The following is a 24,367-nucleotide window of genomic DNA, read 5'->3' as shown; positions in this document are numbered from 1 at the left end:
TTCCCCTAACGGCCCGCATCACCGGGCCGTCACCAGGCCAGGTCCTCCAGCGAATCCAGGTCCAGCGGGGCCGGCGCCGACGGCTCCGCGCCCCCGGTCAGCGGCAGCTCCGCCCAGATGACCTTGCCGCGATCCGTGTAGCGGGTGCCCCACCGGTCGGCGTACTGCGCCACGAGGAACAGCCCCCGCCCGCCCTCGTCGGTGGTGGCCGCGTACCGCAGGTGCGGGGAGGTGCTGCTGCCGTCGGAGACCTCGCAGATGAGGCTGCGGTCGCACAGCAGCCGGACCCGGACGGGCGCGCTCCCGTACCGGATGGCATTGGTGACCAGCTCGCTGAGGATGAGCTCGGTGGTGAAGGCGATGTCGTCAAGCCCCCACGCGGAGAGCTGCGCCGAGCCGGCGTTGCGCACCCGCGAGACGGCCGACGGCTCGCCCGGCACTTCCCACTCGGCGATCTTGGCGGGCTCCAGCCGCCGGGTGTCGGCGATCAGCAGGGCGATGTCGTCCGTCGGCGTCGGGAACAGCATCGTGGTGAGTACGTCCGCGCAGGCCTGCTCGGGGCTGCGGCCCGTCCCGGACAGCGTCTCGGCCAGCAGGCGCAGGCCGGAGTCGAAGTCCCGGTGGCGGTCCTCCACCAGACCGTCGGTGAACAGCACGAGCCGGCTGCCCTCGGGCAGCTGCAGCTCGACGGACTCGAAGGGCATGCCCCCGACCCCGAGCGGGAGCCCGGCGGGCAGCACGGGGAACTCCACGTGCCCGGCGCTACGGACCAGGGCGGGTCCGGGGTGTCCGGCGCTGGCGATCACACACCGCCCCGAGACCGGGTCGTAGATCGCGTACAGGCAGGTGGCGCCCGTGATCCCGGCCGGCTCGCCCACCCCGTCCCCGCCGCCCCCGGCGTCGTCGCCGCCCGAGGCCTCGTCCTGGTCGATCCGGTTGATCAGCTCGTCGAGGTGCCCGAGCAGCTCGTCGGGCGGCAGGTCCAGGGTGGAGAAGTTGTGCACGGCGGTCCGCAGCCGGCCCATCGTGGCCGCCGCGTGCACCCCGTGCCCGACGACGTCGCCGACGACGAGCGCCACCCGGGCGCCCGGCAGCGGGATCACGTCGAACCAGTCGCCGCTCACCCCCGCCTGCGCGGGCAGGTAGCGGAAGGCGACGTCCACGGCGGTCTGATCGGGCAGCACCCGGGGGAGCAGGCTGCGCTGCAGGGTCACCGCGGTCGCGTGCTCGCGGGTGAAGCGGCGGGCGTTGTCGATGGAGACGGCCGCGCGCGCAGCCAGCTCCATCGCGAAGGTCCGGTCCTCCTCGTCGAATGCCTCCGGGGTGTCGGCGGCCCGCCAGAAGTTGGCCATGCCGAGGACCACGCCCCGGGCCTGGAGGGGTACGGAGATCAGCGAGTGGAGGCCGTAGTCGAGGGCCACCCGGGTCCCGTCGGCGTCCTGCGCCCGCCATCCCATGGCGGCGTGCAGATCGGCCGCGAGCACCGCGTGCCCCGCGTCCAGGGCCGCGGCCATCGGGGCGGTCGGCACGACGAACCGGATGATGTCACCGACCGGCTGCAGCGGCGTGTCGGTGCGGACCCCGCTCATGGCCGCCCGCCGCATCTCCGTGTACACGCCGGAGGCCGCCGCGGGCTCGTCACCGCGCAGCACCGGCTCCAGGAGCTCCACGGTGACGAAGTCCGCGAAGCGCGGGACGGCCACCTCGGACAGCTCCTCGGCGGTCCGCACCACGTCCAGCGTCGTACCGATCCGCACGCCGGCGTCGTAGAGCAGCTGGAGCCGTTCGCGGGCCACCTCGGCCCGGCCGGAGAGCGCGGCGAGCTCGGTGGAGTCGCGCAGGGTCATGACGGTGCCGGAGGGCCGGCCCGCGTACGGCTTGGTGGGCCGTACGTTGACCGCGAGCAGCCGGTCGCCCGCCAGGTGTACCTCGTCCGTAGCGACCCGGCCCGAAACGATCAGTTCGGTGGTGCGCGCGTCGAGGCCGAGGTCGGCGACGTGCTTCTGCTCGGCGTCGGGAGGCAGGTCGAGCAGCCGTCTGGCCTCGTCGTTGGCGAGCACGAGGCGCCGGTCGGCCCCGATGATGAGCACACCCTCGCGGACGGCGTGCAGGACGGCCTCGTGGTGCTCGTTCATCCGGGACATCTCGGCGGCGCCCAGGCCGCGGGTCTGGCGCCGCAGCCGGCGGCTGACCAGGAAGGCGCCGCCCGTGCCGAGCAGCAGGGCGCCCGCCGCGGCGCCGACCAGGAGCGGGATCTGGTCCTCGACGGCGTCGGACACGTTCGCCACTTCGATGCCGGTGCCGACCAGGCCGACGACCGCGCCGCTCGCGTCCCGTACGGGCGCGACGGCCCGGACCGCGTCGCTGGGCTCGCCCACGTACGTCTCGGTGAAGGACCGCCCGGCGAGGGCGCGGGAGAGGTCGCCCGTGGCGCGCTTGCCGATCAGCTCGGGCCGCGAGTCGGTGAACCGGACTCCGTCGGTGTTCATCACCGCGATGAAGTCGATGCCGGTGGCGAGGCGGGCGCCGTCGGCGAGCGGCTGGAGCACGGCGGTCGGGTTCGCTGCCTTCAGTGCCGCCGGGAGGCCGGGGGCGTGCGCGAAGGCCTCGGCGGCCGCGAGCGCGCGGTTGCGGGCGTCGCGCTCGCTGTCGTACCGGGACTGGACCACCAGCGCTACCGCGGCCGCACTGATCAGGAGCAGCACGATCACCGCCTGGAGGGCGAAGACCTGACCGGCGACACTGTGCCCCCACCGGGACAGGCGCGCGAGCAGGCGCTGGCCCCATCCGGTCGGCTGGCGACCATTGCGTCCGGTCATGAGCCCTTTCTAACACTGTCCAAGGGGTTTGGGGGTGGCTGCGCGGTGGCCGCAGCCGCCCGGTACGCGCGGGGGCTGAGGCCGACGTACGAGGTGAAGTGCTGGCGGAAGGTGACCTCGCTGGCGAAACCGGCGCGGCGGGCCACCTCCGGGACCGGGTGGTCGGTGCGTTCCAGCAGCTTGCGGGCGCTGTCCAGGCGGTGGCGCAGCAGCCACCGGTGGGGGGTCGTGCCGGTGGCCGCGGCGAAGTGCCGGGCGAAGGAACGCGGGGACATGCCGGCCCAGCGGGCCAGGGTGGCCACGTCGAGCGGTTCGTGCAGATGGCGCAGGGCGCGTTCGCGTACGGCAGCCAGGGTTTCGGCGGTCCGGTCGGCCGCCGGTGTCGGCCGGTCCAGGTACTGGGCGTGGTCCCCGGTGCGGAAGGGCCCCGTCACCATGGAGCGTGCGATGGCGGCGGCGGCCTCGGCACCGTGCGCCTCCCTGACGAGGTGCAGGCACAGGTCGATCCCGGAGGCCACCCCGGCGGAGGTCCACAGCCCGCCGTCCTCCATGTAGAGCGGGGCGTCTTCGACCAGGATCCCCGGATACCGGTCGGCGAGCCGGGCGGCCAGCGACCAGTGGGTCACCGCCCGCCGGCCCTCCAGCAGCCCGGCCTGCGCGAGGACGAACGCCCCGGCGCACAGTGCGGCGACCGGCACGCCCCGGGCGTGCGCCTCCCGGAGGGCGGCGAGGGCCGGCCCGGGCGTCGGACCGTCCGGTTCGGCCAGCGCCGGTACGACGACCAGGTCGGCCGAGGTCAGCCACTCGAGCCCACGGTCGGGTGCCAGGGTCAGCCCGCCGGGCAGGGCGATCGGGCCGGGCTCCACCGCGCACCGGCGCAGCTCGAAGGGCGGCACCCCGGCGCGGCTGCGGTCGGGGCCCCAGACCTCGGTGATGACGGCGAGGTCGAAGCTGCGGATGCCTGGCTGGACGAGGATCGCGACGCGGTGCACGAGGCCAGTGTGCCATCCTGCCAGGCTGGCAGGATCCCATCGATCGGCGACGGCGGGGCCCCTGTCGGGCACGCTTCGGGGCGACCAGCATGGAGCCATGACGAAGAACGAGAACGAGAACAAGAACGAGAACAAGAACGCGAACGAGAACGAGAACGTGAACGAGGACGCGGTGAACGAGATCGCGATCGCCGCGGACAGTGCGCTGCTGGTCATCGACGTGCAGCAGGGCTTCGACGACGCGTCCTTCTGGGGGCCGCGCAACAATCCGGCCGCCGAGGACAACATCGCCGCCCTGATGGACGCCTGGCAGGCCACCGGGCGGCCGGTGGTACAGGTCCGGCACGCCTCGCTGCGCCCCGGCTCCGTCCTCGCCGCCGACCACCCCGGTCACGCCTTCAAGGACATCGTGGAGAAGCGCCGGTACGAGTCCCTGCTCATCACCAAGCACGTCAACTCGGCGTTTTACGGCACCCCGGACCTGGCCGCCTGGCTGACCGCCCGGGGCATCGGCCAGGTGGTGGTGGCCGGGATCCAGACCAACATGTGCGTCGAGACCACGGCCCGGATGGCCGGGAACCTGGGCTACGACGTCCTCCTCCCGCTCGACGCCACCCACACCTTCGACCTCGCGGGGCCGGCGGGCCTGAGCCTGACCGCCGACGAACTCGCCACCGCGACCGCGGTCAACCTGCAGGGCGGCGGGTTCGCCCGCGTGGTCACGACGGCTCAGCTGCTCTCGGCGTCCGGCGCCCAGCTCACCGCGTAGTACCGCAGCCGCTCGTCCTCGCCGACGAGCCGCATCCCCGCCGCGGCCATGACCCGCTGGGAGGCGAGGTTCTCCCGGTCGGTGTCGCCGTCCACCGCGGTCGCGCCGTGGCCGCGAGCGTGCTCCAGCAGTGCGCGCAGCGCCTCGGCGGCGTAGCCCCGGCCGCGCACGAACGGGACCAGGCCGTAGCCGATGGTCACCCGCCCCCGGCCGTCGGCCGGTCCGTGGAACCCGGCGCCGCCGATCGTCAGACCGTCCGCCCGGCGCCGGATCTCGTACGCGCCGAACGGCAGCGGGTCACCGTGCGCGGCCAGCACCCGCAGGTACCGCTCGGCCCCGGCCCGGTCCCCGTCGTCCGGATAGCCCGGCCCCCACCGTTCGCCCGCCCCGGGCGTGCCCGAGATGAGCCGCCGGGCCCGCCCGGGATCCAGCGGCCGCAGCAACAGCCGCTCGGTGAGCAGGTTTTGGGAGTCGGAGAGGTCCGTCGCGTCGTCCATGACGCATGCCTATCAGCACGGCTGAGGCCAGTAGCCGGGGGCTGGATTCGGCTGGTGCCTTCCGCCCGGCACAACCGGCCCTCGCCGGCGTGTGAGGCGCGGGTCCGGGGCGGAGCCCAGCAGCGGCGCCGCATCCGCAGCACCCGTGCCGGTGCACGGCAGAGGCCCGGCCACCCCCGCTGGAGGAACCGGGCCTCACCAGCCGGTACGGCTCAGAGAACGTCGGCGGCGATGGTGGCCGCGACCCGCTCCAGCAGCGGCCCGGCGTTCGGGATGGACTTCGCCGGATCCGGCTCCAGGTCCGTCAGCGGGTACGCCCGCTGGATCCCGGCCGCCTGGAGGGCCTCCTGGGTCAGCAGGAGACGGCCGCACACCGCCACCACCGGCTTGCCTGCAGCCCGAGCCGCCGCCGCGACACCGGCAGGCGCCTTGCCGTGCAGCGTCTGCTCGTCCAGCGAGCCCTCGCCGGTGATGACCAGCGTGGCCCGCTCCAGCGCCGGCGCGAAGCCCAGTACCTCCAGCATCAGCTCGATGCCGGGCCGGAACGTCGCACCGAGCAGCAGCGCCCCGTAGCCGATGCCGCCCGCGCCACCGGCACCCGGGAGCAGCGCGCACTCCGCGGCCCTCGCGCCGATCGACTTCTCCAGCACCACCGCGAAGTGGGCCAGCGCCGCGTCGAGCGTCGCCACGTCCTCCGGCGAGGCGCCCTTCTGCGGGCCGTAGACGGCCGCGCAGCCCTTCGGGCCGGTCAGCGGGTTGTCCACGTCGCTGGCCAGCACGAAGTCGACCTCCGCGAAGCGCGGGTCGATCCCGGACAGGTCCGCCGACGCCAGGGACGCCAGCGCGCCGCCACCCGGACCGACCGGTTCGCCGTTCGCAGCCAGGAACACCGCGCCCAGCGCCGCCAGCATGCCGGCGCCGCCGTCGGTGGTGGCGCTGCCGCCCACGCCGAACACGATCGAGCGCGCGCCCGCGTCCAGCGCGGCCTTCAGCAGCTCACCCGAGCCGTACGTGGTGGCCGTCAGCGGCGCGAAGGTGCCCGCCGGCAGCAGCTGCAGGCCGGAGGCCTCCGCCATCTCGACCACAGCGGTGCCCTCGCGCAGCGCGAAGGCCGCCGTGACCTGGTCGCCGAGGGGTCCGGTGACCCGTACCTCACGACGTTCGAAACCGGCCGCCACCGCGGCCGCGACCGTGCCGTCGCCGCCGTCCGCGACGGGGAGGGTCTCGATCTCCACGCCCGGTACGGCCTTGCGAAGGCCCGCCGTCACCCGCTCCGCGACCTGAACGGCCGTGAGCGAGCCCTTGAATTTGTCCGCGGCGATGAGCACGCGCGCGGCCTCAGTTACTGCTCCGTCCGTCACCTTGCTATTCCCTTGCTATCGAACAGTGCAGTCGCGCCGCCATGAGCTTATCCGGAGGATCCTCCTATGCCCATGAGTGGCCTGGGCCACACCCCGCACGCCATACCCCTATATAGGGACATATGTCTGCATAGTGCGGCAGCATGAGTGCGGATTCACCGGAACAGCCACGTCCCCCGTCCCGCACCTGCGGCGCGTCGCCGCGTCCAAGGGCCGGGACCGCGAGGACGGGCCCGGCGCCCCTGGGTAGGGTGGCGCGGTGACCACCACGGATGACTACGCCACCTACATCGCGAGCCTGCCCCGGGTGCTGGCGGGCGCGGCCGCCCTCTACCGGGACGCCGAGGGCCGGGTCCTGCTCGTCGAGCCCAACTACCGTGAGGGCTGGGCCCTGCCCGGCGGCACCATCGAGTCGGACCTCGGCGAGTCGCCCCGTACGGCCGCCCGCCGCGAGAGCGCCGAGGAGATCGGCATCGACGTACCGCTCGGCCGGCTCCTCGCAGTCGACTGGAGCCTGGACGCGACCCGTCCGCCGCTGGTCGCGTACCTCTACGACGGCGGGGTGCTGGACGACGCGCAGCTCGCCTCCGTCACCCTCCAGGAGGAGGAACTGCTCTCCTGGCGGCTGGTCGACCCCGCCGAACTCACCGCGTACCTTCCCGGATCGCTCGGCCGGCGCACCGAAGAGGCCTACCGGGTCCTGCTGTCGGGCGAGGGCGCTGTGGAACTGGAGAACGGCCGCCGCCCACGCTTCTCATGAGACCGGCCAGGTAACACCGGGCTTACTCCGAGCAGGACAGAATCAGCTGATGATCACGATGTACGCCTGGCCCAGCACCGCCGACGGGCCCGACGCCCTCCCCATGGTGCACTTCACCACCGACCAGCAGGCCGGCGGAGAGGTGACCCCGGAGGGGACGCCCGTCTGGCTGTTCGACACCGCGATACGCGAGGGCGGCTGGGCCCAGTTCGCCGACTTCGAGGGCTGGTCCGTGCCCGCCGCCCAGTGGCAGGCCTTCTACCGGCGCGAGGACGACCTCCTCGCCGTCAGCGGCCCCGGCTCCTGCGAGGGCTGGTACCAGGGCAACCTCGGCGCCGACGCCGACTGGGTGGCGGCGGCCGCCGCCCAGCAGAGCGTGGTCCTGCTCGCCGCCCCCGTCCAGCACCCGTCGCTGTACGGCTACGCGGTGGAGGCGGGCGCCGCCTTCGCCCTGCTGGTTCCGCTGCTCGTGGTCTAGAGCTGCCGCGCGCCGGCTTCGAAGCCGAGCAGCTGCACCTTGCGCTCGACCCCGCCGCCGTAGCCCGTCATGCTGCCCGAGGCTCCGATCACCCGGTGGCACGGCACGATGATGCCGATGGGGTTCTTCCCGTTGGCCAGGCCCACGGCACGCGAGGCGTTCGGCTTGCCGAGCTCGGAGGCGAGCCGCCCGTACGACCAGGTCTGGCCGTAGGGGATCCGTACCAGCTGGTCCCACACGCTGCGCTGGAAGTCGGTGCCCTCCAGCCGGAGCGGAAGGTCGAAGGCGGTGAGCTCCCCGGCGAAGTACGCGGCCAGCTGCCGCACCACTTCGGGGAACGGCTCCTCGGAGGCGGCGACCCGCTCCCCGAAGGACTCCTCGGCGGGGCGGTGGCGCTGCCCGGTCATGTACAGGCCGCTGAGGACTCCGTTCGTGGCGACCAGGGTGAGCGGGCCGTAGGGGCTGTCGACGACGGCGTGCTGCTTGCTGCTCATGCTCGTGCTCCTCAGGCGGGCAGGTGGTTGATGGGGTGGGAGTCGGTGGCCCACAGGTACTGCACGGCGTACGCGCGCCAGGGCCGCCAGCCCACCGCCCGGGCGGTCAGCGCCGAGGGCGTGGACGGCAGCCCGAGCCCCCGCGCGGCCCGCCGGACGCCCAGGTCGGACGGCAGGAAGGCGTCCGGGTCGCCGAGCGCCCGCATCGCGATGATCTCGGTGGTCCACGGGCCGAAGCCCGGCAGCGCCGACAGGTGGGCCCGCGCCGCCTCCCAGTCGCTGCCGATGCCGAGCGGCAGCGAACCGTCGGCTAGCGCCGAGACCAGGGTGGTGAACGTGGTGCGCCGGCTGCCCGGCATGGCCAGGGACTCCGGGCTCAGTCCGGCCAGGGCCTGCGGGGAGGGGAAGAGATGGGTCAGCCCGCCCAGGGGGTCCTCCACCGGCTCGCCGTACGCGGTGACCAGCCGGGCCGCGTGCGTGCGCGCCGCCGCGGTGGACACCTGCTGGCCGAGGACCGCGCGTACGGCGAACTCCGCCGCGTCGACCGTACGGGGCACTCGGCGCCCGGGAGCCTTGTCCACGAGCGGAGCCAGCAGCGGGTCGGAGCGCAACTGCTCGTCGACCGCCTCCGGGTCGGCGTCGAGGTCGAGCATCCAGCGGCAGCGGCTGATGGCGATGGTCAGGTCGCGCAGATCGGTCAGGGCGAGGCGGCAGCCGATGTGGTCCGGCTGCGGGGTCAGGGCGACGACCCCGGTGCCGTAGGGCAGGCGCAGGGTGCGGCGGTAGGCGCCGTCGCGCCATTCCTCGACGCCGGGCACGGCGGTCGCGGCGAGGTGTCCGAAGAGGTTGTCCGGGTTGAGAGGGGTGCGGAACGGCAGCCGGAGGCTGATCGTCCCGGGGAGGCGGGGCTGGGCGTTCTTGTGGCGGCCGGCCTTCGCCGCACGCTCCCGCAGCTCGCTCGGCGCGAGGGCGAAGACCTCGCGGACGGTGTCGTTGAAGGTGCGGATGGAGGAGAACCCGGCGGCGAAGGCCACGTCGCCCATGGGGAGTTCGGATGTCTCGATGAGCAGCCGGGCGGTCTGGGCGCGCTGTGCCCGTGCCAGGGCGAGCGGACCGGCGCCCAGTTCGGCGTTGAGCTGGCGCTCGACCTGGCGGGCCGAGTACCCCAGGCGGGTGGCGAGGCCGGGGACGCCCTCGCGGTCGACGACCCCGTCCTGGATCAGCCGCATCGCCCTGGCGACGGCGTCCGCCCGCGCGTTCCACTCGGGAGACCCGGGGCTCGTGTCGGGCCGGCACCGCTTGCAGGCCCGGAAACCGGCCTGCTGGCAGGCGGCGGCGCTGGGCAGGAAGGTCATGTTCTCGACCTTGGGGGGCACTGCGGGGCAGCTGGGCCGGCAGTAGATCCGGGTGGTCAGGACGGCGGTGAAGAACCAGCCGTCGAAGCGGGCGTCCTTCGACTGCACGGCTCTGACGCAGCGCTCGGTGTCGGTGTGCATGGCTCCAGGATCCGGGCTGGAACACCCCACGGCTGGCGGTTTTCCGACATCAAGCCTACCGGCCCCCGTGCCGCAGCCGGGGCCGCGCTCGCCCCCCAGGCCTCCGCCCGCCCCGGGGGATCCGCCCCCCGCCCTCGACTCGACCCGCCCTGACCACCGCCGGACGCTGCTGCCGGCCGGGGGCCGGAGGGTGTCGGGCGGCGCCGCCGGTGCGCGCCGCCCCGAACCCCGCGCCTCAATCGCCGGCGGGGCGGGAGGTGCCCGGCGGGCTTCGCCACCCAGCGCTCCTTGGCTGCCGTCGGGAGGTGCTGCCCGGGCAAACTCCAGCCCGCCCGGCGTGTGAGGGCGTACCCGCGCGGAGGCGCCGGGTACGGGGCGCATCCTCCGCTCCGTGGTCGCGCAATGAAAGCCCGCTTTGGCGTCCGGCGGGGCCGGGGCGATCGAGGCGTGGCGCGTAGCGCCGTACGGGGGCCGGGTCGGGCGCAAGGGGCCGAGGGGGCAAAGCCCCCGGGGGAGCGCGGCCGGGCCCCAGGAGAGCGGAGCCGGCGTGGGGAAGGGGTCCAGGGGCTCGGGGAAAGGCAGAGGGCCCCGGATGCCAGTGGCGTCCGGGGCCCTCTCGGGTATTCAGGTGCGGCTAGCGCAGCGTGGCGCGGGCCTCGCGGCGGTTGTGCCGGAAGGTGTTCGCCCTCCGGGTCGTCGCGAACAGCGGAATGGTCGCGGCCAGAGCGATCTGCAGGGCGCAGCCGGTCTGCAGCAGCAGCTGACCGCCCGGGGCGTCGAACGCCCAGGCCGCCAGCAGCCCCATCGCCCCGACGATCCAGCTGAGCATCGCCACCGCGAGGACACCCCGCGGCTTGGGGTACTCGACCCGGCTCACCATCAGCCAGGCCACGCCGACGATCGCCAGCAGGGTCGGGATGAAGGGGAGCTCCAGAAGGACGATGGACACGACCGTCAGCGCCCCGAAGGGGCTCGGCATGCCCTGGAACATGCCGTCCTTCATCGTCACGCAGCTGAATCTCGCGAGTCTGAGCACCACGGCCAGCAGGACCACGATCGCGGCCAGTGCCGACATCTTCTGGTGAGCGTCGTCGGCGACCATGCCGTACACCAGTACGAAGTACGCCGGGGCCAGACCGAAGCTGATCAGGTCGGACAGGTTGTCCAGCTCGGCGCCCATCGGCGAGCTGCGCAGCTTGCGGGCCACGATGCCGTCGAAGAGGTCGAAGACCGCCGCGAGCAGCATCAGTATCACCGCGGTCGCCGCGCTGTGCCGGGCCATGCCCGACTCGCCGCTGCCGGTGAGGTGCGGGATGAGGATCCCGGTGGTGGTGAAGTACACCGCCATGAATCCGCACGTCGCGTTGCCGAGGGTGAGGGTGTCCGCTATCGACAGCCGCAGCGAGAGCGGCATGTCGTCCTCGGCGGACTCCTCCTCGGCGGCTTCGGGAACCCAGCCTGTGGCGGGAGTCTCAGGGTCAGTCACGGTCAATTCGGGTCACCCCCGCGGTGGTGGCCTGACCGACCTCGACCGCGACCTCGACACCCTCGGGGAGGTAGATGTCGACGCGGGAGCCGAAGCGGATCAGACCGATGCGCTCGCCCTGCTCGACCTTGGTGCCGGCAGGCAGGTACGGGACGATGCGGCGGGCCACGGCGCCGGCGATCTGCACCATCTCGATGTCGCCGAGCTCGGTGTCGAAGTGCCAGACAACGCGCTCGTTGTTCTCGCTCTCCTTGTTGAACGCCGGGACGAATCCGCCGGGGATGTGCTCCACGGACGTCACCGTGCCCGCGAGGGGCGCACGGTTGACGTGGACGTTCAGCGGGCTCATGAAGATCGCGACCCGGGTCCGCCCGTCCTTCCACGGCATGATGCTCTGCACCACACCGTCGGCGGGCGAGATGACACGGCCCTGAGCGATCTCACGCTCGGGGTCGCGGAAGAACCACAGCATGCCCGCCGCGAGCGCGGTGGCGGGCACGGCCGCCGCGGCCCAGCGCCCGGACTTGCGAGCCCGGGTGAGGCTGAGCGCCGCGGTGGCGACGGTCGGCAGAAGCCACGGCGATGCTCCGCGCGCGAGGCGTACGCCAAGGAGGCTGTCGCGAGGTGCAGAGGTTTGGCTGTGGGGCATGGATGACCTTCGTAGCGGGTGATTGCCGCGCCGCAAACGGGGGGACGGGACGGCGGCTTTACTGGAATGCTATCGGTTGCGCGCAACAACTGGGCAAGCCAGAAGCCGAGTCGATGGCCGTCGGCCAGTGACTGCCAGTGACACTTCTGCGACGAATCAGTGGATGATCCGCCGCAAAAGGTACTTTCAGCCCTGGAGTCGGTACTCCTCAAGCAGGCGTCGCCCGATGATCATTTTCTGGATCTCGGCGGTACCTTCACCGATCAGCAGCATCGGAGCCTCCCGGTAGAGACGCTCGATCTCGTACTCCTTCGAGAATCCGTACCCGCCGTGGATACGGAAGGCGTCCTCCACCACCTCTTTGCAGTATTCGGAGGCGAGGTACTTCGCCATCCCTGCTTCGAGGTCGTTTCGTTCCCCGGAGTCCTTTTTGCGTGCTGCGTTCACCATCATCGCATGGGCGGCTTCGACCTTGGTAGCCATCTCGGCCAGCTTGAACTGGATCGCCTGGTGCTCGGCGATGGCTTTGCCGAAAGTATGACGTTGCTGGGCATAAGAGACACCAAGCTCGAACGCACGCTGAGCGACGCCGCAGCCACGGGCCGCCACGTTGACGCGGCCGACCTCGACCCCGTCCATCATTTGGTAAAACCCGCGGCCGGTCTGGCCGCCGAGGACCCGATTGGCCGGAATGCGCAGTCCGTCCATGATGAGCTCGGTCGTGTCGACACCCTTGTAGCCCATCTTGTCGATCTTGCCCGGGATGGTGAGGCCCGGACGGACCTCGCCGAAGCCCGGCTCCTTCTCCACGAGGAAGGTCGTCATCGACTTGTGGGGCGCGGTGCCCTCGGGGTGTCCTTCATCACTTCGGACGAGGACGGCCACCAGGGTGGACGAGCCGCCGTTCGTCAGCCACATCTTCTGGCCGTTCAGGACGTACTCGTCGCCGTCCTTCACCGCCTTGGACGTGATGGCCGACACATCGGAGCCCAGGCCCGGCTCGGACATCGAGAACGCGCCGCGGACCTCGCCCAGCGCCATCCGCGGAAGGAAGTAGTCCTTCTGCTCCTGCGTGCCGTGCTGCTTGAGCATGTACGCCACGATGAAGTGCGTGTTGATGATGCCCGAGACGGACATCCAGCCCCGCGCTATCTCCTCGACGCACAGGGCGTAGGTGAGGAGCGACTCACCCAGGCCGCCGTACTCCTCCGGGATCATCAGCCCGAAGAGGCCGAGCTCCTTGAGACCGTCGACGATCTGCTGCGGGTACTCGTCACGGTGCTCCAGCTCGGTCGCGACCGGGATGATCTCCTTGTCGACGAACTCCCGGACGGTCTTGAGGATCTCCCGCTGGACGTCCGTGAGCCCGGCGGTCTGGGCGAGTCGGGCCATGGCTACTTCCCCTGTTCCTTCAGCTGCGGGCGGCCGGGCTGCTCGCCGCCGCGCTCCTTGATGTACGTCTCGGTCGGGACCATCACCTTGCGCCGGAAGACGCAGACGAGGGTGCCGTCCTGCTTGTAGCCCTTGGTCTCCACGTAGACGATGCCGCGGTCGTTCTTCGACTTCGACGGGGTCTTGTCGAGGACCGTGGTCTCGCCGTAGATGGTGTCGCCGTGGAAGGTCGGCGCCACGTGCCGCAGGGACTCGATCTCCAGGTTGGCGATGGCCTTCCCGGAGACGTCCGGGACGGACATGCCCAGCAGCAGCGAGTAGATGTAGTTGCCCACGACCACGTTCTTGCCGAAATCGGTCGTGTTCTCGGCGTAGTTGCTGTCCATGTGGAGCGGGTGGTGGTTCATGGTCAGCAGACAGAAGAGGTGGTCGTCGTACTCCGTGACCGTCTTCCCGGGCCAGTGCTTGTAGACCGCCCCGACCTCGAACTCTTCGTACGTGCGTCCGAACTGCATGGTCCTAGGCCTCCGGGATCTCGAACTTGCTGGTGCGCTGCATGCCGGCGGCCCGGCCCTTGCCCGCGATGACCAGGGCCATCTTGCGGCTGGCCTCGTCGATCATCTCGTCGCCGAGCATCGCCGAGCCCTTCTTGCCGCCCGCCTCGGAGGTGCACCAGTCGTACGCGTCGAGGATCAGCTCGGCGTGGTCGTAGTCCTCCTGCGAGGGGGAGAAGACCTCGTTGGCCGCGTCGACCTGGCCCGGGTGCAGCACCCACTTGCCGTCGAAGCCCAGCGCCGCCGCCCGGCCGGCCACCTCGCGGTACGCGTCCACGTCGCGGATCTGGAGGAAGGGGCCGTCGATCGCCTGGAGGTTGTGCATGCGGGCCGCCATCAGGATCCGCATCAGGATGTAGTGGTAGGCGTCCGCGCCGTAGCCGGGCGGCTGCATGCCCACGACCAGCGACTTCATGTTGATGGAGGCCATGAAGTCGGCCGGGCCGAAGATGATGGTCTCCAGCCGGGGCGAGGCGGCGGCGATCTCGTCGACGTTCACCAGGCCCTTGGCGTTCTCGATCTGCGCCTCGATGCCGATCTTGCCGACCTCGAAGCCCATCGTCTTCTCGATCTGGGTCAGCAGGAGGTCAAGGGCCACGACCTGCTGGGCGTCCTGGACCTTCGGCAGCATGATGCAGTCGAGGTTCTGACCGGCGCCCTCGACGACCGTGATGACATCGCGGTACGTCCAGTGGGTGGTCCAGTCGTTGACCCGCACGACCCGGGTCTTGCCCGTCCAGTCGCCGTTGTTCAGCGCGTCCACGATCGTGTGGCGGGCGCCTTCCTTGGCGAGCGGCGCGCAGGCGTCCTCCAGGTCCAGGAAGACCTGGTCGGCCGGCAGGCCCTGGGCCTTCTCCAGGAAGCGCGGGTTCGAACCCGGGACCGCGAGGCAGGAGCGACGCGGGCGAAGACGGTTGACCGGGTGGACGGGCGTGGTCATGCGGGGACCTCCGTGCTTGCAAGGTTTGCGGTGTTCTGAAGGGGGTCGAGCTTGTTGGCTTTGCGGATCTCGTCGACGATGCGGCCGATGATCTCCGTGATGCCGAAGTCCTTCGGCGTGAAGACGGCGGCCACACCGGCCGCCTTCAGTGTCACGGCATCCGCGTTCGGAATGATGCCTCCGACGATGACGGGAATGTCACCCGCCCCCGCCACGCGCAGGCGTTCGAGGACGTCCGGGACGAGTGCGCTGTGGGATCCGGACAGGATGGACAGTCCCACGCAGTGCACGTCCTCGGCCAGCGCCGCGGAGGAGATCTCCTCGGGCGTCAGCCGGATGCCCTGGTAGACCACCTCGAAGCCGGCGTCGCGGGCCCGGACGGCTATCTGCTCGGCGCCGTTGGAGTGTCCGTCCAGGCCGGGCTTGCCGACCAGCAGGCGCAGCCGTCCCGAGCCGAGCTCGTCGGCCGTACGGGCCACCTTCTCGCGGACCTCGTGCATCGGCGTACCGGGCTCGGCCGTGACCGCGACCGGGGCCGAGGAGACCCCGGTCGGGGCGCGGAACTCGCCGAACACCTCGCGCAGCGCGCTCGACCACTCGCCGGTGGTGACACCCGCACGGGCGCACTCCAGGGTGGCTTCCATCAGGTTCTCGGTCCCCGCCGCGGCCTCCTTGAGGCGGTCCAGGGCCTGCTGGGTGGTGGGGAAGACGAAGGGATCGCCGTTCCCCTGCCGGTCCGAGGACTCCTGCCGCTCGGCCCGCCAGCGGGCGATGCGCTCGACGGTGAGCGCCTCCACTGCCGGGTCGACCGTCATGATGGCGCCGTCCAGGTCGGCGGTGAGCGGGTTCTCCTCGGTCTGCTGGAAGCAGTTGACGCCGACGATCTTGTCCTCGCCGGCCTCGATCCGGGCCCGCCGCTCGGCGTGCGAGGAGACCAGCTGGGACTTCAGGTACCCGGACTCGACGGCCGCCATCGCACCGCCCATCTCCTGGATCCGGTCGATCTCGGCCAGGCAGTCGGCGACCAGGGAGTCGACTTTGGCTTCGATGACGTGGGATCCGGCGAAGATGTCCTCGTACTCCAGCAGGTCGCTCTCGTGCGCCAGGACCTGCTGGATGCGCAGCGACCACTGCTGGTCCCAGGGCCGGGGCAGACCCAGCGCCTCGTTCCAGGCGGGCAGCTGCACCGCGCGGGCGCGGGCGTCCTTGGAGAGGGTGACCGCGAGCATCTCCAGCACGATGCGCTGGACGTTGTTCTCCGGCTGCGCCTCGGTCAGGCCCAGGGAGTTGACCTGGACGCCGTACCGGAAGCGGCGCTGCTTCTCGTTCTCGATGCCGTAGCGCTCGCGGGTGACCTTGTCCCAGATGCGGCCGAAGGCGCGCATCTTGCACATCTCCTCGATGAAGCGGACGCCCGCGTTCACGAAGAAGGAGATCCGGGCGACCACCTCGCCGAAGCGCTCCGGGGGCACCTGGCCCGAGTCGCGCACCGAGTCCAGGACCGCGATCGCGGTGGACATCGCGTACGAGATCTCCTGGACCGGGGTGGCCCCGGCCTCCTGCAGGTGGTAGCTGCAGATGTTGATCGGGTTCCACTTCGGGATGTGGTTGACCGTGTACGCGATCATGTCCGTCGTCAGGCGGAGGGACGGCCCCGGCGGGAAGACGTGCGTCCCGCGGGAGAGGTACTCCTTGACGATGTCGTTCTGGGTGGTGCCCTGGAGCAGGGAGACGTCCGCTCCCTGCTCCTCGGCGGCCACCTGGTAGAGCGCCAGCAGCCACATGGCGGTGGCGTTGATCGTCATCGAGGTGTTCATCTGCTCCAGGGGGATGTCCTGGAACAGCCGCCGCATGTCGCCCAGATGGGAGACCGGGACCCCGACCCGGCCCACTTCGCCGCGGGCGAGGATGTGGTCGGGGTCGTAGCCGGTCTGCGTGGGAAGGTCGAACGCGACCGACAGGCCGGTCTGGCCCTTGGCGAGGTTGCGGCGGTACAGCTCGTTGGACGCCTCGGCCGTGGAGTGGCCGGCGTACGTCCGCATGAGCCACGGACGGTCCTTCTGGCGCTCTGTCATCTCAGGCTGTCCCTTTGGCCCTTAGATGTTGCGGAAGCGGTTGATGGCGTCGAGGTGCGTGGCGCGCAGCTCGTGGTCGCGGACGCCCAGGCCCTCCTCGGGAGCCAGCGCGAGGACGCCGACCTTGCCCTGGTGGAGGTTGCGGTGGACGTCGTAGGCGGCCTGGCCGGTCTCCTCCAGGGAGTAGACCTTCGACAGGGTGGGGTGGATCTTGCCCTTGGCGATCAGGCGGTTGGCTTCCCACGCCTCGCGGTAGTTGGCGAAGTGCGAGCCGATGATCCGCTTGAGCGACATCCACAGGTAGCGGTTGTCGTACTCGTGCATGTAGCCCGAGGTCGAGGCGCAGGTGGTGATGGTGCCGCCCTTGCGGGTGACGTAGACGCTCGCGCCGAAGGTCTCGCGGCCGGGGTGCTCGAAGACGATGTCGATGTCCTCGCCGCCGGTCAGCTCGCGGATGCGCTTGCCGAAGCGCTTCCACTCCTTGGGGTCCTGGGTGTGCTCGTCCTTCCAGAACTTGTAGCCCTCGGCGTTGCGGTCGATGACCGCCGTCGCGCCCATCGCGCGGCAGATGTCCGCCTTCTCGGGGCTGGAGACCACGCAGATGGGGTTGGCGCCGCCGGCCAGAGCGAACTGGGTGGCGTACGAGCCGAGGCCGCCGCTGGCACCCCAGATCAGGACGTTGTCGCCCTGCTTCATGCCGGCGCCGTTGCGCGAGACGAGCTGGCGGTAGGCGGTGGAGTTCACCAGGCCGGGGGAGGCGGCCTCCTCCCAGCTGAGGTGGCCGGGCTTGGGCATCAGCTGGTTGGACTTGACCAGGGCGATCTCGGCGAGGCCGCCGAAGTTGGTCTCGAAGCCCCAGATGCGCTGCTCGGGGTCGAGCATCGTGTCGTTGTGGCCGTCCGAGGACTCCAGCTCGACGGAGAGGCAGTGCGCGACGACCTCGTCGCCGGGGTTCCAGGCGTTGACGCCGGGGCCGGTGCGCAGCACGACGCCCGCGAGGTCGGAGCCGATGACGTGGTACGGCAGGTCGTGGCGCTTGGTGAGCTCCGACAGGCGCCCGTAGCGCTCCAGGAAGCTGAAGGTGGACACAGGCTCGAAGATCGAGGTCCACACGGAGTTGTAGTTGACCGAGGAGGCCATGACGGCCACCAGGGCTTCGCCCGGGCCGAGCTCCGGCACCGGGACCTGGTCCAGGTGCAGGGACTTGCGCGGGTCCTTCTCGCGGGTGGTGAGCCCGGCGAACATCTCCGCCTCGTCCTTGTGCACGGTGATCGCGCGGTACGAGTCGGGGAGCGGCAGGGCGGCGAAGTCGGCGGCCGTCGCGGCCTGCGACTGGATCGCGTCCAGGATGTCCTTCACGGTAGAGCCTCCGGCTTAGCGCTGATGAGGGTGCGCTGGGGGATACGCGTTGCGTGCGTGGGAGTGTGTGGGGTGGTGCTGTGAGGTGCCGTCGGTCCGGCTGGTGCGGTGGTGCTGGCGACGCCTGTGGTGCGGCGTGCGATGCCTGGTGACGCAGGCAATCCGGGGCGCGTTCCGTGCCGAGTGGGCGTGGGCCGCGGGGACATCCGGACGAGATTCAACGTATGGCACGCGGTGTCACTCAGCAAGGCACCGCGTGCCAAAACTTTCTCTCATTTGCCGATTGACCTGCATGTTTGAGCGATGATCGATCAGAGTTACCGCCGAGTAGGGGCAAGCTGGACAAACGGAAGCGGCCGCCCCCGGAACGGGAGCGGCCGCTGTGACGCATGTCGCGCAGGTGTCGCGTGAGGTGTCGCCTGGTGTCGCTACTTGTTGCGCAGTGCCTCTTCGATGGTCCGCATGACCTCGTCCAGCGGGGCGTCCGTCCGGGCCACCGCCACGAGCACCTCGCCCTGCGTACGGACCTCCGCCGCCGGGGCCGGCGCCGTGCTCAGGGTGCGGCCCGCGCCGATCCCCGTGCCGAAGGTCTTGCGCACGATCGAGAAGGCGTGGTCCAGCTGCGCCTCCACGTCCCCCTGGCCGCCCGCCCGCAGCCAGCGCCGCAGCACGTGGTTGTGGGCGGTCACCACCGCGGACGCGGCCACCTCGGCCAGCAGCGGGTCGTCGTTGCCGTCGTGGTGGTCCTGCTCGTCGAAGTGGGCCAGCAGGTAGCGGGTGAACAGCCGCTCGTACCGGGCCACCGAAGCGATCTCCCGTTCCCGCAGCGCCGGCACCTCGCGGGTCAGCCGGTAGCGCTCCACCGACACCGCGGGCGAGGCGGCGTACATCTTCATGACTTCCTTGATCCCGCGGCACACCGTGTCGAGCGGGTGCTCGTGCGCCGGGGCCACGTCCAGGACGGCTTCGGCGCGGGTCAGGGTGTCGTCGTGGTCCGGGAAGATCGCCTCTTCCTTGGACCGGAAGTGCCGGAAGAAGGTCCTGCGCGCCACCCCGGCGGTCGCGGCGATCTCGTCGACCGTCGTCGCCTCGTACCCCTTGGTCGCGAACAGCTCCATCGCGGCCGCGGCGAGCTCGCGGCGCATCTTGAGCCGCTGCGCGGCCGCCTTGGTGCCGGCCGTGCTCTCTTGGGTGTCGGAGGCCGTGGCGGCGCGGGGCGAGGTCTTGGCGGGCTGGGACATAGAGCGAACGTACTTCATTTGCGCAGAAGAGCGCGCCTGAGGGGGGTGGGACTGGGGTGGATGCGGGGGAGGGCAGGCACTGGGCACACAGTGCTCGCCGGGAGGGTTTGCCCGCCGTGAGGGTCCGGCGGGCCCGAGGAGCCCTCCCCACGCATCCGGCTCGTGGCCCGGCCGAGGGTTACCGGCGGGCGTACTCACGGAATCCGCGGCCGGTCTTCCGGCCCAGACAGCCCGCCGCCACCAGGTGCTCCAGCAGCGGGGACGGGGCCAGGCCCGGGTCGCGGAACTCCTTGTGGAGGACCTTCTCGATCGCCAGCGAGACGTCCAGGCCGACCACGTCGAGGAGCTCGAAGGGCCCCATCGGGTAGCCGCCGCCCAGCTTCATCGCCGCGTCGATCTCGTCGATGCCGGCGTAGTGCTGCTCGACCATCTTGATCGCGTTGTTGAGGTACGGGAACAGCAGCGCGTTCACGATGAAACCGGCCCGGTCCCCGCAGTCCACCGGGTGCTTGCGGACCTTGAGGCAGACCTCGCGGACCGTGGCGTGCACGTCGTCGGCGGTCAGGACCGTGCGGACGACCTCGACCAGCTTCATCGCCGGGGCCGGGTTGAAGAAGTGCATGCCGATCACGTCCTGCGGGCGCGAGGTCACGCGCGCCACCGCGATCACCGGCAGCGAGGAGGTGGTCGTCGCCAGCACGGCACCCGGCTTGCAGACCTTGTCCAGGGCCGCAAACAGCTCCTGCTTGACCGCCAGGTCCTCGGCCACCGCCTCCACGGCCAGGTCCACCTCGGCGAAGGCGTCCAGCGAGCCGGCCGCGGTGATGCGGTCCAGGGTCTGTGTGGCGGCCTCGTCCGTCAGCCGGCCCTTGGCCACCGCGCGGCCCAGGGACTTGCCGATCGCTGCCTTCGCCGCGTCGGCCTTCTGCTGGCTGCGGGCGGCCAGGACCACGTCGTACCCGGCCTGCGCGAAGACCTGCGCGATCCCGCTCGCCATGGTGCCCGAGCCGGCCACGCCGACCGAGGAGACCGGGCGGCCCGTACCGAGCAGGGACCCGTCCGGCGGGGTCTGCAGGTCGCGGACGATCACCGAACTGCCCGGCGCCTCGTACGTGTAGAAGCCGCGCCCGGACTTCTGCCCGGTCAGGCCCGCCTCGGCGAGCTGGCCCAGGATCGGGGCCGGTGCGTGCAGCCGGTCGCCGGAGGAGGTGTACATGGCCTCCAGGACGGTGCGGGCGGTGTCCACGCCGATCAGGTCGAGCAGCGCGAGCGGGCCCATGGGCAGGCCGCAGCCGAGCCGCATCGCCGCGTCGATGTCCTCGCGGGAGGCGTACTTCGCCTCGTACATGGCGGCGGCCTGGTTGAGGTAGCCGAACAGCAGGCCGTCGGCGACGAAACCGGGGCGGTCGCCGACCGGGACGGGCTCCTTGCCGAGCTCGCGGGCCAGCTCGGTGACGGCCTCGACGGCCGGCGGGGCGGTCAGGACGCAGGAGACGATCTCGACCAGCTTCATCGCCGGAGCCGGGTTGAAGAAGTGCAGGCCCAGCACGCGCTCGGGGCGCAGGGACTCGGCGGCCATGCGGGTCACCGACAGGGCGTTGGTGCCCGTGGCCAGGATCGTGTCGGGCCGGACGATGGCGTCGAGCTCGCGGAACACCTGCTGCTTGAGCTCGTACGACTCCGGCACGACCTCGATGACGAGGTCCGCCTCGGCGGCGGCGCCCAGGTCCGAGTAGGTGCGGAACCGGGCGAGCACGTCCGCCCGCTCCTGCTCCGTGAGGAGCTCCCTGCTGACGGAGCGCGCCGTGGCCGCCGCGAGGGCGGCCGCGGCCCGGCGGGCGGCGGCTTCGCTGATGTCGATGCCGATGACCTCGCGGCCGGCGCGGGCGAGGACCTCGGCGATGCCGGTGCCCATCGTGCCGAGGCCGACGACGGCGATGGTCTGGAGGGTGGGGTGACTGGACGGACGGTCCATCGAGGGACTCCAGTGGAAGAGGGTGACGACTGAGGGAGCGCGCGGCGCACGGCGCGCGCGGATGCCGTACGGAGAACCGTGCGGAAGAGAGCCCAGGGGAAGGTGCCCGGAGGGTGGAAGCGGCGGACCCTGTCCCGGGGTCACGCCGTGGGTGGTGCGGTGAGTCGTACAGAACCGACTGGCACGAGGCGGCTGCGTCACCAGGCCGTCCTCGTACGTGTTGATGCGACAGTAACCCGTCGGTAACTGGTCCGCCAGAGCGGGGAGATGTGACCTGTACCGCCCAAATGTACCGATCATCGATCATCGATCATCAATCACTGCGAACGGGCCGTGGCGGCGGCCCCGCCCGCCTAGGGTGGCCGGGTGAACGACGTGCTGGAGCGCCTGCGGGCGGAGGCCGGACAGTCGCCGGAGTACGAGGCGCTCCTCGCGGCCGGCCCCGATGCCCTGGCGGCCTCGCTGACCTCGGCCGGGCTGCCGCTGTGGGCCCGCGAACTCGCCGCCTACCGGCTGGGGCTGGCGGGGGACCGCCGCGCCTTCGAGTCGCTGGTGCTGCTGCTCAACCACCGGGACCCGCCGCGCTGTGCGGCGGCGGCCGAGGCGCTGGCCGTCCTGGGCGACCCGCGCACCGCCCGCGCGGCTGCCGCCCTCGCCACCAACGGCCTGCGCACCGCCTACGCCCTCCAGCCGGTCCGGCTGCTCACCGCCCTGCGCGCCCCGGAGTCGGCCCCCGCCCTGATGGCGACCCTGTCCCGGCTGCTGTCCCCGCACGACCCGTACTGGCGGATCGCCCTGGCCTGCGTCGAAGGCCTCGGCGCTCTCGCCGACCCCCGCGCCCGCGAACTCCTGACCCGCGCCCAGTCCCACCCCCGCCTGGCGGTGGCGGCGACGGCCGCGCTGCGCGGTCTGCCTCCCGGCTAGACCCCGTCGGCCGGGACGATCGCGAAGGCCTCCACCTCCAGCAGGAGTTCGGGCCGGAACAGGGCCGAGACCTGGACCGCCGTGGAAGCGGGCAGGCGGTCCGCGGGGATGACGGCGGCCCGGGCGTCCCGGACCGCCGGGAGGTGGGCCATGTCCGTGACGAAGTACGTCAGCTTCACCACGTCCCCGAAGCCGGCCCCCGCCGCCGCCAGGCACCGGCGCAGGTTCTCGAACACCTGCCGGGCCTGGGCGGCGGCGTCGCCGGTGCCGACCACCTCACCCTTCTCGTCGAGGGAGCACTGCCCCGAGATCGCGATGAACCTCCCGGTACCCCAGACGACGTGGCTGTACTGGGGGCTCGGGCTGATGCCCTCGGGAGCGGGGATACGGGTGAGGTGACTGGAGTCGGTAGTGGTCATGGGCGGAATCCTGCCCGGTGAAGATCAGCCCCGGAAGCCCAGCAGGCCGTGCAGGGCCGCGCCGCCCGCCGAGGGCGGGACCGCGCGGGTCGCCGCGGCCGGCTTCGGAGCCTCCTGGGCGGGGCAGGTGGCGTCCGCGGCCTTGCCCGTCCTCAGGTACGCCGCGACCTTCTCGTCCAGGCACTTGTTGCCGCTCAGCGCGATGCCGTGGTTGCCGCCGCCCTCCTCGACGACCAGGGCCGAGCCCTTCAGCTTCTCGCGCATGCTGAGCGCGCCCCCGAACGGGGTCGCCGCGTCCTCCGTCGCCTGGAGCAGCAGGGCCGGCGGGAGGTCGGCGTTGGTCACGTCCGGGGCCTGGAGCGGCTCCGTCGGCCAGAACGCGCACGGGGCGTTGTACCAGGCGTTGTTCCAGGTCATGAACGGCGCCTCGGCGTGCGTGCGCCACATGTCCGTGCGCCAGTGGTTCCAGTCCTTCGGCCAGGCCGAGTCCCGGCACTGCACCGCCGTGTAGACGCTGTACCCGTTGCCCGCGGACGGCTCCACCGCGCCGAACCGCTCGTACGCCGCCACCAGCGGCTTCGGGTCCTTCTGCACCGCGTACGCCGCGAAGGCCGCGGCCAGGGCCGGCCAGTAGCCGTTGTAGTAGCCGCCCGGCATGAAGGTGTCCTCCAGCTCGGACGGGCCCACCTTGCCGCCCGCCGGCGTCTCGCGCAGCTCCTCGCGCACGGCGTACCAGCGCTCCTCGACCTCCGAGGGGTCGGTGCCGAGCCGGTACGTGGCGTCGTACTTCGCCACCCAGGCCAGGAACGCCTTGTGGCGCGAGTCGAACGCCCTGTCCTGGGCGAGGTTGTCCTCGTACCAGACCCCGCCCGGATCGACCACGGAGTCCAGGACGAGCCGGTCCACCCGGTCCGGGTGGAGCTTGGCGTAGACCGCGCCCAGGTAGGTTCCGTACGAGTAGCCGAAGTAGCTGATCCGCCGTGCGCCCAGGGCCGTGCGCAGCACCTCGATGTCGCGGGCGGCGGAGACCGTGCCGACGTGCGGCAGTACATCCGCGTGCTTGGCCTGGCAGGACTCGGCGAAGGAGCGCACCCGGTCCAGGTTGGCCTGCTCGCCGGACGCGTCGCGCGGTACGGAGTCCGGCCGGACCGGGGCGAAGTGGCCGGTCGCGCAGTCGAGGGCGGGTTCGCTCTTGCCGACGCCCCGCGGGTCGAAGCCGATCACGTCGTACCGGGCGGCCACGTCCTTGGGCAGGGCGGAGGCGACGAAGCCGGCCAGGCCGCGGCCGCTGCCGCCCGGGCCGCCGGGGTTGACCAGCAGCGGGCCGGCGGAGGTGGCGGCGGTGTGGGGGACCCGGGTCAGGGCGAGGGAGATCTGGCGCCCGGTGGGCCGGTCGTGGTCGAGGGGGACGTTGAGGGAGGCGCACTGGAGCGTCGGGTAGCGGGGGGTCACGCAGTCGGTCCAGCGCAGCGGCGCCTGCTTCGGCGCGGGAGCGGCCGGGGCGGCCGTGACCGGGCCCGCGAGGACGGCGGCGACGGTGGAGATCGACAGCAGGACAGCGGCGCGCTTCTTCAAGGGGTGCAGCATGGGGCCTCCCAGCCAAGGGTTCTGGGCGGAATCGTCCCGGAAACCGCGACCGGAAGGCGGGATTGGGCCGCCCATTGGCCCGATGTGATGACCCTTCGGG

21 protein-coding genes are annotated in these 24,367 nt (G+C 71.7%); 4 read left to right on the top strand and 17 right to left on the bottom strand.

The features are described 5' to 3' along the window. Positions 1-29: 29 nt before the first annotated feature. Together AB0D48_RS06490 and AB0D48_RS06485 are read right to left on the bottom strand one after the other, a co-directional pair. Positions 30-2,819: a SpoIIE family protein phosphatase gene (locus AB0D48_RS06490; RefSeq protein ID WP_362391424.1), complete on the bottom strand. Its 2,790-nt coding sequence runs from the start codon at positions 2,817-2,819 to the stop codon at positions 30-32. Further along, a complete protein-coding gene (locus AB0D48_RS06485; protein ID WP_362391422.1) occupies positions 2,816-3,811 on the bottom strand; it encodes a helix-turn-helix domain-containing protein in 996 nt (331 codons plus the stop codon). Before AB0D48_RS06485 ends, AB0D48_RS06490 begins: the two co-directional genes overlap by 4 nt. Positions 3,812-3,992: 181 nt before the next feature. Here AB0D48_RS06485 and AB0D48_RS06480 point away from each other — a divergent pair, with 181 nt between their 5' ends. Continuing rightward, positions 3,993-4,580, top strand: coding sequence for a cysteine hydrolase family protein (locus tag AB0D48_RS06480; protein ID WP_362391715.1), 588 nt, complete (start codon positions 3,993-3,995; stop codon positions 4,578-4,580). Here AB0D48_RS06480 and AB0D48_RS06475 read toward each other — a convergent pair. Together AB0D48_RS06475 and AB0D48_RS06470 are read right to left on the bottom strand one after the other, a co-directional pair. After that, positions 4,541-5,077: a GNAT family protein gene (locus AB0D48_RS06475; protein WP_362391420.1), complete on the bottom strand. Its 537-nt coding sequence runs from the start codon at positions 5,075-5,077 to the stop codon at positions 4,541-4,543. The two genes, AB0D48_RS06480 and AB0D48_RS06475, sit on opposite strands and share 40 nt — an antisense overlap. 212 nt (positions 5,078-5,289) lie before the next feature. Further along, on the bottom strand, positions 5,290-6,438 hold the full coding sequence (locus AB0D48_RS06470; RefSeq protein ID WP_362391418.1) for a glycerate kinase: 1,149 nt from the start codon (positions 6,436-6,438) through the stop codon (positions 5,290-5,292). A gap of 259 nt (positions 6,439-6,697) precedes the next feature. Here AB0D48_RS06470 and AB0D48_RS06465 point away from each other — a divergent pair, with 259 nt between their 5' ends. Together AB0D48_RS06465 and AB0D48_RS06460 are read left to right on the top strand one after the other, a co-directional pair. After that, positions 6,698-7,198: an NUDIX hydrolase gene (locus AB0D48_RS06465; protein WP_362391416.1), complete on the top strand. Its 501-nt coding sequence runs from the start codon at positions 6,698-6,700 to the stop codon at positions 7,196-7,198. A 49-nt stretch (positions 7,199-7,247) separates the two neighbouring features. Next, positions 7,248-7,676 (top strand): hypothetical protein, encoded by a 429-nt coding sequence (locus tag AB0D48_RS06460; RefSeq protein WP_362391414.1) that lies wholly within the window; start codon positions 7,248-7,250, stop codon positions 7,674-7,676. Here AB0D48_RS06460 and AB0D48_RS06455 read toward each other — a convergent pair. The 11 genes from AB0D48_RS06455 to AB0D48_RS06405 all read right to left on the bottom strand — a co-directional run bounded on the left by AB0D48_RS06455 (position 7,673) and on the right by AB0D48_RS06405 (position 21,337). After that, positions 7,673-8,170, bottom strand: a complete 498-nt coding sequence (locus AB0D48_RS06455) for a methylated-DNA--[protein]-cysteine S-methyltransferase (RefSeq protein WP_362391412.1) — start codon at positions 8,168-8,170, stop codon at positions 7,673-7,675. The genes AB0D48_RS06460 and AB0D48_RS06455 overlap by 4 nt on opposite strands. Before the next feature lie 11 nt (positions 8,171-8,181). Further along, a complete protein-coding gene (locus tag AB0D48_RS06450) occupies positions 8,182-9,666 on the bottom strand; it encodes an AlkA N-terminal domain-containing protein (RefSeq protein WP_362391410.1) in 1,485 nt (494 codons plus the stop codon). A 634-nt stretch (positions 9,667-10,300) separates the two neighbouring features. Beyond that, positions 10,301-11,152, bottom strand: a complete 852-nt coding sequence (gene pssA / locus AB0D48_RS06445) for a CDP-diacylglycerol--serine O-phosphatidyltransferase (RefSeq protein WP_362391408.1) — start codon at positions 11,150-11,152, stop codon at positions 10,301-10,303. Beyond that, the gene (locus tag AB0D48_RS06440) at positions 11,145-11,801 is read right to left on the bottom strand and encodes a phosphatidylserine decarboxylase (protein WP_030010161.1); all 657 of its coding nucleotides are present in this window, start codon (positions 11,799-11,801) and stop codon (positions 11,145-11,147) included. The genes pssA and AB0D48_RS06440 overlap by 8 nt, the downstream gene beginning before the upstream one ends. 186 nt (positions 11,802-11,987) lie before the next feature. Next, positions 11,988-13,193 carry an acyl-CoA dehydrogenase family protein gene (locus AB0D48_RS06435; RefSeq protein WP_136224423.1) on the bottom strand — a complete coding sequence of 402 codons (1,206 nt, stop codon included), beginning with the start codon at positions 13,191-13,193 and terminating at the stop codon, positions 11,988-11,990. A gap of 2 nt (positions 13,194-13,195) precedes the next feature. Further along, the gene (locus AB0D48_RS06430; RefSeq protein ID WP_030155134.1) at positions 13,196-13,708 is read right to left on the bottom strand and encodes a MaoC family dehydratase; all 513 of its coding nucleotides are present in this window, start codon (positions 13,706-13,708) and stop codon (positions 13,196-13,198) included. Between the two features lie 4 nt (positions 13,709-13,712). After that, the gene (locus tag AB0D48_RS06425) at positions 13,713-14,687 is read right to left on the bottom strand and encodes a CoA ester lyase (protein ID WP_249768874.1); all 975 of its coding nucleotides are present in this window, start codon (positions 14,685-14,687) and stop codon (positions 13,713-13,715) included. After that, entirely contained in the window at positions 14,684-16,762 is a 2,079-nt protein-coding gene (locus tag AB0D48_RS06420) for a protein meaA (RefSeq protein WP_362391404.1), read from the bottom strand. Before AB0D48_RS06420 ends, AB0D48_RS06425 begins: the two co-directional genes overlap by 4 nt. Before the next feature lie 21 nt (positions 16,763-16,783). Then, positions 16,784-18,121, bottom strand: coding sequence for a crotonyl-CoA carboxylase/reductase (gene ccrA / locus AB0D48_RS06415; RefSeq protein ID WP_362391402.1), 1,338 nt, complete (start codon positions 18,119-18,121; stop codon positions 16,784-16,786). Positions 18,122-18,549: 428 nt separating this feature from the next. After that, positions 18,550-19,362 carry a TetR family transcriptional regulator gene (locus AB0D48_RS06410; RefSeq protein ID WP_362391400.1) on the bottom strand — a complete coding sequence of 271 codons (813 nt, stop codon included), beginning with the start codon at positions 19,360-19,362 and terminating at the stop codon, positions 18,550-18,552. A gap of 178 nt (positions 19,363-19,540) precedes the next feature. Then, a complete protein-coding gene (locus tag AB0D48_RS06405) occupies positions 19,541-21,337 on the bottom strand; it encodes a 3-hydroxybutyryl-CoA dehydrogenase (protein ID WP_362391398.1) in 1,797 nt (598 codons plus the stop codon). 366 nt (positions 21,338-21,703) lie between these two features. Between AB0D48_RS06405 and AB0D48_RS06400 the strand changes: the two genes are divergently transcribed. Further along, on the top strand, positions 21,704-22,261 hold the full coding sequence (locus tag AB0D48_RS06400) for an adenylosuccinate lyase (protein WP_362391396.1): 558 nt from the start codon (positions 21,704-21,706) through the stop codon (positions 22,259-22,261). Here AB0D48_RS06400 and AB0D48_RS06395 read toward each other — a convergent pair. Both AB0D48_RS06395 and AB0D48_RS06390 read right to left on the bottom strand, forming a co-directional pair. Beyond that, positions 22,258-22,680 (bottom strand): RidA family protein, encoded by a 423-nt coding sequence (locus AB0D48_RS06395; RefSeq protein WP_362391394.1) that lies wholly within the window; start codon positions 22,678-22,680, stop codon positions 22,258-22,260. The two genes, AB0D48_RS06400 and AB0D48_RS06395, sit on opposite strands and share 4 nt — an antisense overlap. 24 nt (positions 22,681-22,704) lie before the next feature. After that, on the bottom strand, positions 22,705-24,267 hold the full coding sequence (locus tag AB0D48_RS06390) for an alpha/beta hydrolase (protein ID WP_362391392.1): 1,563 nt from the start codon (positions 24,265-24,267) through the stop codon (positions 22,705-22,707). Between the last annotated feature and the right edge of the window lie 100 nt (positions 24,268-24,367).

The sequence above is a fragment of the Streptomyces sp. NPDC048269 genome, from assembly GCF_040652395.1.
In the GTDB taxonomy this organism is placed as follows: domain Bacteria; phylum Actinomycetota; class Actinomycetes; order Streptomycetales; family Streptomycetaceae; genus Streptomyces.
This window is presented reverse-complemented; position numbering and strand designations above follow the sequence as displayed.